The 12,178-nt window shown below is 53.1% G+C and carries 14 protein-coding genes and 1 riboswitch; of the genes, 7 read left to right on the top strand and 7 right to left on the bottom strand.

Annotated elements, in window-relative coordinates; translation table 11 throughout:
• Positions 1-44: 44 nt before the first annotated feature.
• The 4 genes from pmrB to yvcK form a co-directional block, all read right to left on the bottom strand.
• A complete protein-coding gene (gene pmrB, locus AB182_RS17340) occupies positions 45-1,124 on the bottom strand; it encodes a two-component system sensor histidine kinase PmrB (RefSeq protein ID WP_047371195.1) in 1,080 nt (359 codons plus the stop codon).
• A gap of 2 nt (positions 1,125-1,126) precedes the next feature.
• Complete coding sequence (gene pmrA, locus AB182_RS17335; protein WP_047371194.1) at positions 1,127-1,798, bottom strand: two-component system response regulator PmrA; 672 nt, start codon at positions 1,796-1,798, stop codon at positions 1,127-1,129.
• Positions 1,795-3,438 carry a phosphoethanolamine transferase EptA gene (gene eptA, locus AB182_RS17330; RefSeq protein ID WP_047371193.1) on the bottom strand — a complete coding sequence of 548 codons (1,644 nt, stop codon included), beginning with the start codon at positions 3,436-3,438 and terminating at the stop codon, positions 1,795-1,797. Before eptA ends, pmrA begins: the two co-directional genes overlap by 4 nt.
• 112 nt (positions 3,439-3,550) lie before the next feature.
• Positions 3,551-4,459, bottom strand: coding sequence for a uridine diphosphate-N-acetylglucosamine-binding protein YvcK (gene yvcK, locus AB182_RS17325; RefSeq protein ID WP_047371192.1), 909 nt, complete (start codon positions 4,457-4,459; stop codon positions 3,551-3,553).
• Between the two features lie 226 nt (positions 4,460-4,685).
• A riboswitch (molybdenum cofactor riboswitch) is annotated at positions 4,686-4,830 on the top strand.
• On the opposite strand from yvcK, the gene moaA reads away from it, so the two are divergent.
• From moaA to AB182_RS17290, 7 genes are all read left to right on the top strand, one after another.
• Positions 4,818-5,807, top strand: coding sequence for a GTP 3',8-cyclase MoaA (gene moaA / locus AB182_RS17320; RefSeq protein ID WP_047371191.1), 990 nt, complete (start codon positions 4,818-4,820; stop codon positions 5,805-5,807). (Overlaps the previous riboswitch by 13 nt.)
• 21 nt (positions 5,808-5,828) lie before the next feature.
• Positions 5,829-6,341 carry a molybdenum cofactor biosynthesis protein B gene (moaB, locus tag AB182_RS17315; RefSeq protein WP_047371190.1) on the top strand — a complete coding sequence of 171 codons (513 nt, stop codon included), beginning with the start codon at positions 5,829-5,831 and terminating at the stop codon, positions 6,339-6,341.
• Between the two features lie 3 nt (positions 6,342-6,344).
• Positions 6,345-6,830: a cyclic pyranopterin monophosphate synthase MoaC gene (moaC, locus tag AB182_RS17310; RefSeq protein WP_047371189.1), complete on the top strand. Its 486-nt coding sequence runs from the start codon at positions 6,345-6,347 to the stop codon at positions 6,828-6,830.
• Positions 6,823-7,068 carry a molybdopterin synthase sulfur carrier subunit gene (gene moaD / locus AB182_RS17305; RefSeq protein ID WP_047371188.1) on the top strand — a complete coding sequence of 82 codons (246 nt, stop codon included), beginning with the start codon at positions 6,823-6,825 and terminating at the stop codon, positions 7,066-7,068. The genes moaC and moaD overlap by 8 nt, the downstream gene beginning before the upstream one ends.
• A gap of 1 nt (position 7,069) precedes the next feature.
• Positions 7,070-7,522: a molybdopterin synthase catalytic subunit MoaE gene (moaE, locus tag AB182_RS17300; protein WP_047371187.1), complete on the top strand. Its 453-nt coding sequence runs from the start codon at positions 7,070-7,072 to the stop codon at positions 7,520-7,522.
• A gap of 58 nt (positions 7,523-7,580) precedes the next feature.
• Positions 7,581-8,288, top strand: coding sequence for a Bax inhibitor-1/YccA family protein (locus AB182_RS17295; RefSeq protein WP_047371186.1), 708 nt, complete (start codon positions 7,581-7,583; stop codon positions 8,286-8,288).
• Positions 8,289-8,383: 95 nt separating this feature from the next.
• Positions 8,384-9,085 carry a Bax inhibitor-1/YccA family protein gene (locus tag AB182_RS17290; RefSeq protein WP_047371185.1) on the top strand — a complete coding sequence of 234 codons (702 nt, stop codon included), beginning with the start codon at positions 8,384-8,386 and terminating at the stop codon, positions 9,083-9,085.
• On the opposite strand, the gene AB182_RS17285 is transcribed toward AB182_RS17290, so the two are convergent.
• Genes AB182_RS17285 through AB182_RS17275 form a run of 3 tightly spaced genes read right to left on the bottom strand, consistent with a single transcriptional unit; the run spans position 9,086 to position 12,053 of the window.
• Positions 9,086-10,051 (bottom strand): lysylphosphatidylglycerol synthase domain-containing protein, encoded by a 966-nt coding sequence (locus tag AB182_RS17285; protein ID WP_047371184.1) that lies wholly within the window; start codon positions 10,049-10,051, stop codon positions 9,086-9,088.
• The gene (gene clsB, locus AB182_RS17280) at positions 10,051-11,295 is read right to left on the bottom strand and encodes a cardiolipin synthase ClsB (RefSeq protein WP_047371183.1); all 1,245 of its coding nucleotides are present in this window, start codon (positions 11,293-11,295) and stop codon (positions 10,051-10,053) included. Before clsB ends, AB182_RS17285 begins: the two co-directional genes overlap by 1 nt.
• A complete protein-coding gene (locus tag AB182_RS17275) occupies positions 11,292-12,053 on the bottom strand; it encodes an endonuclease/exonuclease/phosphatase family protein (RefSeq protein ID WP_047371182.1) in 762 nt (253 codons plus the stop codon). Before AB182_RS17275 ends, clsB begins: the two co-directional genes overlap by 4 nt.
• Positions 12,054-12,178: the final 125 nt, after the last annotated feature.

Here is a 12,178-nt window from a genome sequence, read left to right as displayed (position 1 = left end):
CATCGGCTTTACCCATCTCTGGGTGCTCTCTTACTAAGATTACCTTAACGTGCAATAGCGTTGAGTTTCACCCACGCGCGCACGCCCGGGCCAGGCTGACGGTTATGCAAGAAGAATTGCGCGTCGTGGAGTTGTGCGATGCGTGAAACGATACTCAATCCAAGCCCCGATCCCCCGTAGCGGCTATCCATGCGCACAAACGCTTTACTCAATTCTCCGCTACGGGATTCATCCACGCCTGATCCCTCATCTTCCACTGACAGAACCGGTGTGGACCCGCCGACAAGGCTCACGGTAATGGTGGTACCTGCCGGGCTATACCGATGGGCATTTTCCACCAGATTGCGCAGCAGCACCTGCAAGAGCGTGGCATCACCTGCCACCGCGATATCTTCTGCCATTTGCGGCAACTGTAAATGTTGCTGTCGGGTTTGCAGCATTCTCTCCAGTTCACTGTGGACTGGCATGACCACATCTTCCAGCAGCATCACCTGCTGATAGCTTCCTGCGGAAAAAGATTGCCCGACGCGAGCGAGCTGCAGTAACTGGGCAATATTTTCAGTCATCTGGTCCAGACGCTGGAGCAGCGGGGCGACATCCAGGGCATGGCTTTTGGCCATCAACTCCAGGTGCAGGCGCAGACCTGCCAGCGGCGTTCGCAATTCGTGGGCCACGTCGGCGGTAAACAGACGCTCACGATCCAGCGTGACGGTAAGGCGCGAAACCAGCTGATTGATGGCAGCGGCAACGGCTTCCACTTCGCGTACCGGATTTTCCAGCACGATGGGTTCAAGGTTGCCCGGCGCACGTGCATCCAGCTCGCGCTGTAATGCCGAGAGAGGGCGGGTAATGGTTTTCAACGCCTTAAAACAGAGCAGCAGGGCGAGGCCAATGATCAACAGGCTCGGCACGAGGAGGCTGGCGACGGCCTCGTGCACTTCATGCTCGACCTGTTTATGGTTGTTATGGTTGTGAATCGCGCTTTCCACCAACAGCTGGACTTGTTCTTTGCTCTCATGCCATAGCCAGAATACGCTGACCAGTTGACAAACCACCAGAATAGCCCCGACGGTGAGCAGTAAGCGGCTTCGCATCGACCAATTCTTGACCTGAAATATCGCCATGCTTATTCCTGTTTATCGGCGTGAATCAACATATAACCGTAGCCGCGCACGGTACGGATACGCGATTTGCCGATTTTGTCACGCAGGTTATGGATATGCACTTCCAGCGTATTGGTGGCCGGTTCGTTATCCCAGTTGTAAATGTCGTTATAGAGGATTTCACGGTGTACCGGCGTGCCCACTTTCATTAGCAGGCGTGACAGCAGCGCGTACTCTTTTGGCGTAAGCTCCAGCAGCTCTTCGCTGAGCCATACCTGGCGGCGAGTCAAATTCAGCCGCAAATTGCCATTCGTTAATTCGCTGTCCGCCTGATTATTGTGGCGACGCAGCAGAGCACGAATACGCGCGTTAAGCTCTTCGAGAGCAAAAGGCTTAACTAAATAATCATCCGCGCCGGTGTCCAGCCCGGAAATACGATCGGCGAGTGTGTCCCTGGCGGTCAAAATTAATACCGGCAGCGTAAACTTCTCGCGGCGGACACGCTCCAGGAAATGGAGACCATCTTCGTCAGGAAGACCGAGATCAAGCACCATCAGACTGTAGTGTCCGGTCGCCAGACTCAGGCCCGCTTCATGCGCGGTGGATACGCCATCGCAGGCGTATCCTTCACTTTGCATGGCCAGAATCAATCCCTGTAATAACAGCGCATCATCTTCTACGACCAGAATTTTCATTTCGGCTCTCCACGACAGGCAGTCAAAATATCATCTTGCGCACGGTATTCCTTCGTACTGACCCCTGTCATACCCAACATGGTCGAGAAGAGATTATCCTGCGAAAAGTGCTTTTGTTGTGCCTCTTGTTGCAGGCACTGATTATCGACGCCGTAACGCTTTTGATAATCCTCAGACAGCCAAATAAGCATCGGAATATGTTTTTGCGTTTCCGGGGCGATGGAATAAGGCAAACCGTGTAAATAGACACCGTCTTCACCCAGCGATTCACCATGGTCGGAAAGATAGACCAGGCTGGTGGTGAATTTATCCTGTTTTGATTGCAGTAATTTAATGGCTTTGTCGACAATATAATCAATGTACAAAATGGTGTTGTCGTAAGTATTCACCAGTTGTTCCTGCGTACAGGTCTGAATTTGGCTGGTATCGCAGGTCGGGGTAAATTTACGAAACGCCGCCGGATAGCGGTTATAGTAAGTCGGCCCGTGGCTGCCAATGGTGTGCAATACAATAACGCCATCATGTTGCAGGTTATTGATATAGTCTTCCAACTGATGAAATAACGCTTCATCCTGGCATTCGCCGTCAATGCATAACCCAGGGAGATTCAGCGACGTCACGTCCTGATGAGGAACACGATCGCAGGCACCTTTACAGCCGCCATCGTTTTCATTCCACAACACCTGAATGCCAGCGCGCTGAATAATATCCAGTAAACCTTCCTGATGATGGGCCAGCTCTTCATCGTAATTCTGGCGTGGCATATTGGAGAACATGCAGGGCACGGAAATGGCCGTTGCCGTACCGCAGGAAGTGGTATTCGGGAAATAGACCACATTATCCTGTTTTAAACGCGGGTTGGTGTCATGGACATAACCGCCCAGTGAAAAGTTGGCGGCACGTGAGGTTTCACCCACGATCAAAATGGTCAGGTTCTTACGCGGGCCATTTTGCATTTGCGCACGCTGTTGCGCGTCTTCACCGATACGCACCAGCGGCAAATTATCCATGCGATGATGGCTATACCAGGATAAGCCTGCGGTGATGCTGTTTGACGGACTGAGCGATTTAACCAGTTCTTTATTATTACGAAACAGCGAGGCGTAATCTTTATAAAACAACAGCGCAACGAAAACGATCAGTAACGCAGAAACCGCAATGCTTACGAGGCGACTGATAATACTGCGCCAGGCTGAGACCGGCGCTTTGATTTTAATCCACCAGGCGATAAGTACCATTAACACGCCTGAGAGCAGCAGCACCACAATCATACGTGGCGATAGCAGGGCGAAACTTTCGGCTGGGGTGGTATCCAGAATATTGGTCACCATTGAGCGGTCAATAATAATACCAAAGCTCATGATGAAATATTGCGCAGCCGCGCTGACCAGAACAAAGAGGCTGATCGTCAGACGGTCCAGGCGTAAAAACGAGGCCAGAGTTAAAACAATATTGATGACGCTAAAAGCCACGACGGGCATTGAGGCAAACACCAGCGCGTTATGCAATGAGTCTACTGGCAATAAACTAAATGCCTGGCGATAAAATGCGATATTTAATATCAGTGCGATATAAAGCGCGAACAAAATCAGAAAGTTCAGGCGGCTTAAGGTCGGCCGGGAAAGACGAAAGGTAGGCATGACAACGATCCTGACAAAGACAGGATGACTATTGTGGACGAGAATCTTTAAGACAACCTTAAGAAATTAAGGAAACGTGATGGCGCGAGCACAAATCGCGCTCGCCACGTGATTAACCCAGGGCCTGAACTGCTTTTTCCAGCGCTTCGCGCAACAAATGTCTGTCATGACGATAGGGGATATCGCTGGCGTCCAGCACCCCCTGAATAACGACCCGGTCAGAGACAGCAGAAACATCCACTTTCGGCCCAACAATCACGGCATCAATGATCGGTTTACCGACATACTGTTCCATGATTGTCAGCTTATCCTTAAGCGTCAAACTGGCGGCGGCCACGCTCAACTCTTTACCGAGATTACCGATATAGACCACTGGCGCGGGGGTGCGGCGCAATGCCTGAGAAAGATCCTCCAGCAGCAGTAAAGGCAACAGGCTGGTATAAAAACTTCCCGGGCCGATTAAAATCAGATCCGCTTCTGCAATCGCCTGAACGGCTTCCCGCGTGGCGTGTACTTTAGGGAACAGCATCAATTCCTGTACCGGGGATTCCAGCAGGTCGATATTTACTTCGCCGTAGACCATATGGCCTTCGTTGTCTGTTGCCATCAAATCAACGGGTTGCTCAGACATCGGGATAAGAAACGCATCTACTTTTAGCAGGTTACGAATGAGATTTATCGCTTCCAGAGGGCGCACGCTGAGATGGTCTAACGCCTTCAACATCAAATTTCCGAGGTTATGACCGGAAAGTTCGCCATTACCGCTAAAACGGTACTCAAACATCGCCGACGCGACGCTGGGTTCCGTAATAAGCTGATTTAAACAGTTGCGCATATCGCCCCAGGCGATCCCTCCCTCAGAACGTCGAATACGCCCGGTAGAGCCGCCGTTATCCGTGGTCGTCACGATACCTGTGAGCCGCGAGCCTAATGATGATAAAGCCGACATCACGCGGCCCAGACCGTGCCCACCGCCAAGCGCAACGACGCGATCCAGATCCGCAAGAGTGCGATTACGCATAAACCTTCCTTATAAATGATTACCGCGCTACGTTAACCTAAATACCACCTAATGACGATGCCGTGCAGGGTGGAAAATGACGTATATCAAAGCAAAAAAGGGATTTTCACGTACTCTGTAATGAAAATGCACGATCATGTCGCTATATACGTGTTTATATAGCGATAATGATGTTGGCGAAACAAAACGCTTCGCGCTACTATCGCCATAACGAATTTATCTCGTTACGCACAACATACACTCTAGCCTCTGTACCTAAGTCTGACGATAGGGTCCTTTGGCCGTGGCGATACCACCGGTATCAGCCGCCAGGGTGCAGGAAGAAATGACTGCATCTCCCGTATTTGGAAAGGTGTACATGGCCACACAATTGACTGACCCGTTCGCGCGTAAGTTCTTTTACTTGCGCTTGTCGATCACTGACGTATGCAACTTCCGTTGCACTTATTGCCTGCCCAACGGCTACAAACCGGGTGGCGTCACCAATAAAGGATTTCTCAGCCTTGAGGAAATTCGTCGCGTTACGCGTGCGTTTTCTGCAATGGGCACAGAGAAAGTCCGCCTGACCGGTGGCGAACCTTCACTGCGTCGCGACTTTACCGACATTATTGCTGCCGTGCGAGAAAACCACGCCATCCGCCAGGTTGCGGTCACTACTAACGGTTACCGTCTGGCCCGTGATGTGGCGCACTGGCGTGACGCCGGACTGACGGCGATCAATGTCAGCGTTGACAGTCTCGATGCGCGTCAATTTTTCGCGATTACCGGTCAGGATAAGTTTAAGCAGGTGATGGAAGGTATTGATGCTGCTTTTGCGGCGGGCTTTGAGAAGGTCAAAGTTAATACCGTGCTGATGCGCGACGTCAATCACCACCAGCTCGACACCTTTCTTGCCTGGATCCAACCTCGCCCCATTCAATTGCGTTTTATCGAACTGATGGAAACCGGCGAAGGCAGCGATCTCTTTCAAAAACACCATATCTCCGGCGATGTGCTGCGTGGTGAGCTGCTTAAACGCGGCTGGATCCAGAAGCTGCGCAGCCGCAGTGACGGCCCGGCACAGGTTTTCTGCCATCCGGACTATGCCGGCGAGATTGGTCTGATCATGCCCTATGAAAAAGACTTTTGCGCCAGTTGTAACCGGCTGCGGGTCTCTTCTGTCGGAAAGCTGCATTTATGCCTGTTTGGCGATGGGGGCGTAGACCTGCGCGATCTGCTGCAGGATGACAATCAGCAAGCCGCGCTGGAAGCGCGCATTGCCGCGTCACTTGCACACAAAAAACAGACCCATTTTCTGCATCAGGGCAATACCGGCATTACGCAAAATCTGTCTTACATTGGCGGATAATGGCCGCAAGGAGAAAAAGCAATGAGTCAGGTGAGTACTGAATTTATTCCAACCCGTATCGCGATTCTTACGGTTTCCAGCCGTCGTGGCGAAGAGGACGACACGTCGGGTCATTTCCTGCGCGACTCCGCGCTGGAGGCCGGGCATAACGTGGTGGCGAAAGCCATCGTCAAAGAGAACCGCTACGCCATCCGGGCGCAGGTCTCGGTGTGGATTGCCAGCGATGACGTCCAGGTGGTGCTGATTAATGGCGGTACCGGTTTTACGGATGGGGACCAGGTGCCGGAAGCCTTATTGCCGCTTTTTGACCGTGAAGTAGAAGGGTTTGGCGAGGTATTCCGCATGCTCTCTTTCGAAGAGATTGGCACCTCCACGCTGCAATCGCGCGCGGTAGCGGGTATCGCCAACAAGACGCTGATTTTCGCTATGCCGGGTTCCACTAAAGCTTGTCGCACCGCATGGGACAATATCATTGCGCCGCAGCTTGATGCGCGCACGCGCCCGTGTAATTTTCACTCCCACATTAAGCCTTAATTTATGTCACAACTGACCCATATTAACGCCGATGGCGAAGCGCATATGGTGGATGTCTCTGCCAAAGCCGAAACCGTGCGGGAAGCCCGTGCCGAAGCGTTCGTGACCATGCAGCCGCAAACGCTGGCGATGATTATTGACGGCAGCCATCACAAAGGTGATGTCTTTGCCACGGCGCGTATTGCGGGCATTCAGGCGGCAAAACGCACCTGGGAGTTAATTCCGCTGTGTCATCCGCTATTGCTCAGCAAAGTGGAAGTGCAATTACAGGCGCAGCCGGCGCATAACCGGGTTCGCATCGAATCGCTGTGCCGCCTGAGCGGGAAAACAGGTGTGGAAATGGAAGCGCTGACGGCGGCGTCGGTGGCGGCGCTGACAATTTACGACATGTGCAAAGCCGTGCAGAAGGATATGGTTATTGGCCCGGTACGTCTGCTGGCGAAAAGCGGCGGTAAGTCCGGTGATTTCAGGGTAGATGCAGATGATTAATGTACTTTTTTTCGCGCAGGTGCGCGAACTGACCGGTTGTGACCGGTTAACGCTGGATGAGGCGTTTCCGTCTGTGGAAGCGGTGCGTCAGCATCTTGCCGCGCGCAACGATCGTTGGGCGCTGGCGCTCGAAAAGGACAAACTGCTGGCGGCGGTAAACCAGACGCTGGTGAGTCTTGAAAATCCCCTCACCGAAGGCGACGAAGTGGCCTTTTTCCCGCCAGTGACCGGGGGTTAAAATGGCACAGACACGTATCGTGGTTGACCATGCGGCGTTTAACGTTGGCGAAGAGTATCAATGGTTGAGCGAGCGAGATGAAGATGGCGCGGTGGTGACCTTTACCGGCAAAGTGCGTAACCATAACCTTGGCGATAATGTCAGTGCTCTGACGCTTGAACACTATCCGGGGATGACGGAAAAGACGCTGGCGGGGATCGTTGAGGAGGCGCGAGAGCGTTGGCCTCTGGGTAACGTCACGGTGATTCACCGCGTGGGCGAACTCTGGCCCGGCGATGAAATTGTCTTTGTCGGCGTGACCAGCGCACACCGGAGCAGCGCCTTTGACGCAGGGCAGTTTATTATGGATTTCCTTAAGACGCGCGCGCCCTTCTGGAAGCGTGAAGCCACGGCGCAGGGTGACCGCTGGGTAGAGGCGCGGGATAGCGATAAACAGGCGGCGCAACGCTGGTAACGCTTTGTCGGGATTGTGTTAATCTTGAAGATGGGTATCCACTTTTTGAGGAGTCATTATGGACAGATTCCCGCGTTCCGATTCTATCGTTTCACCCGCCCGCGCCGGTTTGCAAACCTATATGGCGCAGGTCTATGGCTGGATGACCTGCGGGCTGTTGCTGACGGCTTTTATCGCCTGGTATACGGTATTTAATGAAGCCGTATTAATGGCTATCTACTCCAGCCGGATGGTCTTCTTTGGGCTGATCATTGCGCAACTGGCGCTGGTTTTTGTGCTCTCCGGCCTGATACATAAACTCAGCGCGGGCATGGCGACCACGCTCTTTATGCTCTATTCCGCCCTGACCGGGCTGACGCTCTCGGGCATTCTGTATGCCTACACCGCTGAGTCTATTGCGGCGACCTTTGTCGTGACCGCCGGAATGTTCGGCTCGATGAGTCTCTACGGCTATACCACCAAACGCGACCTGAGCGGTCTTGGCAGTATGCTGTTTATGGGGCTAATCGGTATTCTTCTCGCCTCTCTGGTTAACTTCTGGCTGAAAAGTGAAACGCTGATGTGGGTGGTGACCTATATCGGAGTGGTTATTTTTGTCGGCCTTACCGCCTATGACACGCAAAAGCTGAAAAACATCGGTACCCAGCTTGATGTCAATGATAAAGCGCACCTGCGGAAATATTCAATTTTAGGGGCGTTAACGCTCTATCTCGACTTTATCAACCTGTTCCTGATGTTGCTGCGTATTTTCGGTAACCGTCGTTAATGTTATCCCGGCCGGGGGACGTCAGATAGCCAGTGAAAAGCATAAGCCGCATCCGGACATAACCGGATGCGGCTTGTTCACCTCAGGGAGAAGAGATGAAACCATTTGGTTGGCTTTCGCCGCCGCAAATTAAGCCCACGGAACTCATCGTCAATATCTGCCTGTGGCTGGCTGCGGGCATGGTGCTGGGTATCGGTGTCGCCTGGCTTGCGCTGCGTCTTCCCGTTGTACGGGAGTGGTTTATTCCCGGTCCTGTCATCGTGATATTAATGGTGGCCTTATTTGTCAGCGGGCTTATTCTTCACTGCCTGTTTGCGCGCTTTAGTACGCCGGTAGCGCTTTTCTGGCTTATCTTGATGAACGTGCTGACCGGGCTACTTTTCGCCTGCATCTTCTCACTGGCTGGAACAGCCTTAGCGCTTGGCGTGACTGGCGCGATGTTCGCCATAAGCGCGGTAGTCGCCCATTACGCGGGCAGCAATATCAGTGGCGGCGGCTACTCTTTGTTGATGTTGCTGGTGGGACTTAGCCTGACGGCGCTGGTTAATCTCGGGCTGCACAATGGTCCATTGGAATGGATTGGCTGCCTGGTGATGGTATTGCTGTTCGGATTAACAACGGCGGGCAGCCGTTCGCGGATCCAGATATCTGCCCGCGAACTCTACATGAAAGAATTTACCACGGTACAGGCCTGCGCCATCCATGGCGCATTGCGGGTCTGGCTGAATATGGCAAACCTGGTGTTTGAATTGCTACGCCTGGCAACCTGGGTAATTGATGCCATACGTTCCCGTTAATCAGCCTTTTGCCATCGCTTTCTCATTTTTGGCGCGCAGCTTCTTCGCCCGACTTTCCAGTATCAGATAGGCAATCAGCGCCAGCAGAAGCGGGATAAAATAGTAGAGCACGCGGTAGGCCAGCAGGGCGGCGATAATGACGCCTTGTGACGTATGCTCCCCGGCCAGTAGCGCCAGAAATACGGCTTCCAGTACGCCAATGCCTGCCGGAATATGGACAATCACGCCAGCGATACTGCTGACCAGCAACACGCCCAGTACGAAGAAGAAATTGGTCTGATGGCCCATCAGCAGCCAGATAATCACGCCCATGGCTATCCAGTTGGCGCTGGAAATGGCCATCTGGGCAAGGGCAAATTTCCACGATGGGATCACTAACTTCTGCCCTCTAATCGTGAAATGGCGTCGTTTCGCAAAACCACAGGCCCACAGATAGAAGGCGATAAAAAGCAGCAGCACAACGCCAATGATGCGCAGTGTCGTATCGGAAATGTACCAGTGGGCCGGGATGTCTACCACGCCGAACGTGAAGATGATGCCGCCGAGTAAAATATAACCCAGCCAGTTGGTCGTGATGCTAAGCGAAAAAATCCGCGTGATAGTACTGCTCGGTAACCCGAGGCGGGAGTAAAGCCGGTAACGCATACCGATTCCGCCTACCCAGGTGCTGAGCGTCAGGTTGAAGGCATAACAGATAAACGAGACCAGCATCACCTGGCGTTTAGCCAGTTTGTGCCCGCAATAGGCGCGACCTAGCAGGTCGTAGCAGCCATAGATCAAATAACTGACCACCACCAGCGCGGCAGCCCCCAACAACACGAGGCGGTTATAGTCGTGTATGACCTTCCATACATCATCCCAGTTCACCTTTTGCGCATACAGCACTAACAGAACGGCAACGGCAATAAAAAAGAGCCAGGTAAGGACTTTTTTAGCCAGCCGCCAGCGAGGATGTGATTTCGCCATCAGGATTTTCCCCCTGAATTTTCAGAAGCGATGCGATCCTGAGTCTCTATTTCCGGCTGGATTGGCGGCTTCACCTGAGCCAGCCTTGGCGTATGTGCGGGCAGCCAGCCAACAAGCGCAGGGAAATGGCGCAAGAAGTGGAACACCACCACACTCTTGGCGAGGTTCCACCAGGTACGTTTCGGAGCCATCGACTCGTCCACGCGCAGGCAATCCTTAGCGATAATCGCGTTGAGGTTGTCCCGCAGCGTCTGGTTGAATTCCCGGTCGTGAATGATCAGGTTGGCCTCCAGATTCAGCGACAGGCTTAATGGGTCAAGGTTGCTCGAGCCGACGGTAGCCCAGTGATCGTCCATTAACGCGACTTTGCCATGCAGCGGACGACGGCGGTATTCGTAGACCTGCACGCCGCCTTTCAGGAGATAGTTATAGAGCAGCTCGGCACCGACTTTGACGATCGGCATATCCGGCTCGCCCTGTACGATAAGTTTCACACGTACCCCGCGACGGGCTGCGTTTTTCATTGCATGCAGCAGGCGATAGCCGGGAAAGAAGTAGGCGTTGGCGATAATGACTTCGCGCTTCGCATTGGCGAGCATTTTCAGATAGTGCCGTTCAATATCATCGCGGTGATCGTCGTTATCGCGCCAGACGAACAGCGCCTGGGCTTCACCGGGCGTACGGTTATCTTCCGCCTGATGGCGACGTCGTTGCCACCAGCGTCTGACCGGCGCATTTTCAGGCAGATTTTCCACTTCGAATTGCAAAATGTCGGCCACCACCGGGCCTTCAACCCGCACGGCATAGTCCTGTTTGGCTTCGGGGCCGTAGCTGGTGACATGTTCAGCGGAAAAATTAATGCCGCCGACAAACGCCACCGTATTATCGATCACCACGATTTTACGGTGCATGCGGCGAAAGACATTGGTTCGCATGCCCAACAGCCGCGGGCGTGGATCGTAGTAGCGAAAGACGACGCCTGCAGAAGTCAGCGCGTTGACGAACTCATCACTGAGATCCGGCGAACCATAGCCGTCGAGTAAAACTTCGATATTTACGCCGCGACGGGCGGCTTTGAGTAAAACCGCATGCAGCTCACACCCCACTTCATCTTCAAACCAAATAAAGGTTTCGAGAATAACTTTCTGCTGTGCCTGCTCTATAGCGGCATAGACCGCCGGGTAAAAGTTTTCGCCATTTTCGAGAAGCTGGATGCGATTACCCTCTTTCCATGTGCATTTCATAGGTGGATCTCCGCACTGAGAGGGGCATGGTCGGATAAATGGCGCCAGTTGCGCAGCGGTAGCGCGGTGGGCGAACTGGCTCCGGCATTTTTCACATAGATACGGTCCAGACGTAACAGCGGCAGGCTGACCGGAAACGTGCGGGCAGGGCGGCCGTGGGCGCGGGTAAAAATCTCTTCCAGTCCGGCCTGCACTTTTAACGGATGGTTCGCCCGCTGCCGCCAGTCGTTAAAATCGCCGGCCACCACCACCGGTTCGTTTTCCGGCAGCGAATTTACCCACTCCGCCAGCATCGTGAGCTGCGCCTGACGATGGGCTTCGCGCAAACCCAGATGCACACAAATCACATGCACAGGCCGATCAATGTCAGGCGGCACGATACGACAATAGAGCAGTCCGCGTTTTTCACTGCCGTCAACCGACACGTCGCGGTTCTCATAGTGTTCGATAGGAAAACGAGAAAGCACGGCGTTACCGTGATGGCCTTCCGGATAGACAGCATTACGCCCATAGGCGTAATCGCTCCACATCGCATCGGCAAGAAATTCATAGTGGGTGGTATCCGGCCAGTTTTCCACGTGCAGTGGATGAACCTCGTGCGCGCCCATCACTTCTTGCAGACAAACGATATCGGCGCTGACGGTGCGCACCGCATCGCGAAGTTCCGGTAAAATGAAACGCCGGTTGAAGGCAGTAAAGCCTTTATGGGTATTAATGGTGAGTACTTTCAATGAAAATTGACGAGTTTGTTGGGTCATAATTCTCCTGCCAGCCTCACTATCCTGATGAAAATAAATTGTAGTCTCTGTCACAAAAAGATGCGGGGTTACGGAATTTTCTGTAAATATCAGTACTCTTTGTTAAGAGAAAAATTCTTCAGGAG

Source organism: Phytobacter ursingii (assembly GCF_001022135.1).
In the GTDB taxonomy this organism is placed as follows: Bacteria; Pseudomonadota; Gammaproteobacteria; order Enterobacterales; family Enterobacteriaceae; genus Phytobacter; species Phytobacter ursingii.
Note: the sequence above shows the minus strand (reverse complement) of the source record. Positions and strands in the feature narration are given on the sequence as shown.

Coding starts and splice junctions, on each gene's coding strand:
- pmrB (WP_047371195.1), bottom strand. CDS start 1,124: ATGGCGATATTTCAGGTCAAGAATTGGTCGATGCGAAGCCGCTTACTG.
- pmrA (WP_047371194.1), bottom strand. CDS start 1,798: ATGAAAATTCTGGTCGTAGAAGATGATGCGCTGTTATTACAGGGATTG.
- eptA (WP_047371193.1), bottom strand. CDS start 3,438: ATGCCTACCTTTCGTCTTTCCCGGCCGACCTTAAGCCGCCTGAACTTT.
- yvcK (WP_047371192.1), bottom strand. CDS start 4,459: ATGCGTAATCGCACTCTTGCGGATCTGGATCGCGTCGTTGCGCTTGGC.
- moaA (WP_047371191.1), top strand. CDS start 4,818: ATGGCCACACAATTGACTGACCCGTTCGCGCGTAAGTTCTTTTACTTG.
- moaB (WP_047371190.1), top strand. CDS start 5,829: ATGAGTCAGGTGAGTACTGAATTTATTCCAACCCGTATCGCGATTCTT.
- moaC (WP_047371189.1), top strand. CDS start 6,345: ATGTCACAACTGACCCATATTAACGCCGATGGCGAAGCGCATATGGTG.
- moaD (WP_047371188.1), top strand. CDS start 6,823: ATGATTAATGTACTTTTTTTCGCGCAGGTGCGCGAACTGACCGGTTGT.
- moaE (WP_047371187.1), top strand. CDS start 7,070: ATGGCACAGACACGTATCGTGGTTGACCATGCGGCGTTTAACGTTGGC.
- AB182_RS17295 (WP_047371186.1), top strand. CDS start 7,581: ATGGACAGATTCCCGCGTTCCGATTCTATCGTTTCACCCGCCCGCGCC.
- AB182_RS17290 (WP_047371185.1), top strand. CDS start 8,384: ATGAAACCATTTGGTTGGCTTTCGCCGCCGCAAATTAAGCCCACGGAA.
- AB182_RS17285 (WP_047371184.1), bottom strand. CDS start 10,051: ATGGCGAAATCACATCCTCGCTGGCGGCTGGCTAAAAAAGTCCTTACC.
- clsB (WP_047371183.1), bottom strand. CDS start 11,295: ATGAAATGCACATGGAAAGAGGGTAATCGCATCCAGCTTCTCGAAAAT.
- AB182_RS17275 (WP_047371182.1), bottom strand. CDS start 12,053: ATGACCCAACAAACTCGTCAATTTTCATTGAAAGTACTCACCATTAAT.